The sequence below is a fragment of the Mesorhizobium sp. M7A.F.Ca.US.006.01.1.1 genome (assembly GCF_003997935.1).
Lineage (GTDB): Bacteria > Pseudomonadota > Alphaproteobacteria > Rhizobiales > Rhizobiaceae > Mesorhizobium.
Genome location: NZ_RZQL01000513.1, coordinates 1 through 813 on the forward strand (window position 1 = coordinate 1; position 813 = coordinate 813).

Annotated in this window: 2 protein-coding genes and 1 pseudogene; 2 read left to right on the forward strand and 1 reads right to left on the reverse strand. The window is 61.9% G+C overall.

Annotation, left to right across the window (positions count from 1 at the left end):
* Together EN943_RS37225 and EN943_RS37230 are read left to right on the forward strand one after the other, a co-directional pair.
* Positions 1 to 164 (forward strand): MbcA/ParS/Xre antitoxin family protein (locus EN943_RS37225; protein WP_164778618.1); only part of this gene is annotated, 164 nt, incomplete at its 5' end.
* Positions 161 to 679, forward strand: a complete 519-nt coding sequence (locus EN943_RS37230) for an RES family NAD+ phosphorylase (protein ID WP_127416630.1) — start codon at positions 161 to 163, stop codon at positions 677 to 679. The genes EN943_RS37225 and EN943_RS37230, both read left to right, overlap by 4 nt.
* A gap of 23 nt (positions 680 to 702) precedes the next feature.
* Here the strand turns inward: EN943_RS37230 and EN943_RS38745 are convergent.
* Positions 703 to 813: pseudogene (locus EN943_RS38745) on the reverse strand (integrase); the annotation flags it as partial.

Consider the following 813-nt stretch of genomic DNA (forward strand, 5'->3'; position numbering starts at 1 on the left):
GGGTGACGGAATGGGCGGGTGGCAAGGAGCAGGCGATGGCCTGGTATCGGGCTCAGCCGCTTCCGGCATTTGGGGGACGCACCGCTGAGGCGCTGGTGAAGGACGGCAAGGCAGCAGCGGTCCGTGATTATCTCGATCACATGGCCGTTGGCGGGTTTGCGTGAGGTTCGTCGGAACCTGCTACCGCGCACATGATCCACGTTGGGCATTCAGGCCGACTTCCGGCGAAGGAGCGGCGATCCGAGGGGCTCGATTCAATCCCAAAGGCGTGCCGGCGCTCTATCTGGCGCTGACCATCATGACAGCGATCAAGGAAGCCAACCAGGGCTTCGCACAGCGGATCGATCCCTGCGTGCTTTGCTCCTATGAGATCGATTGTGACGACATCGCGGATCTGACAACGGAAGAGCGGAGAGGAGAGTTTTCTGTGACGCTCGAAGAGATGGCCTGTGCCTGGGCGACGGCTCTCAGCAACGGAGAACGTCCAGCGTCCTGGTCCATCTATGAGCGGTTGCAACCCCGAAATATTGCCGGCATCGTGGTTCCGAGCTTCGCGCCGGGGGCCGAGATGGAGGATCGCAATCTGGTCCTTTGGAACTGGGGCCCCGATCTCCCGCACAAGGTGGCTGTATTCGACCCCAGTGGTCGGCTGCCGAGGGATCAGCTGTCTTGGCGATAGACCGATCCGCCAGGGGAGGGGGCCTACAGTCCACTGGCCCTGGTGAGATTGACGCGAAACTGGTCCCTGCGCCGCTGGTACCGGCGGGGCATTTCGGCCGACGTATGGCCCAGCTGCTTTTTAAAGTAAAGCTC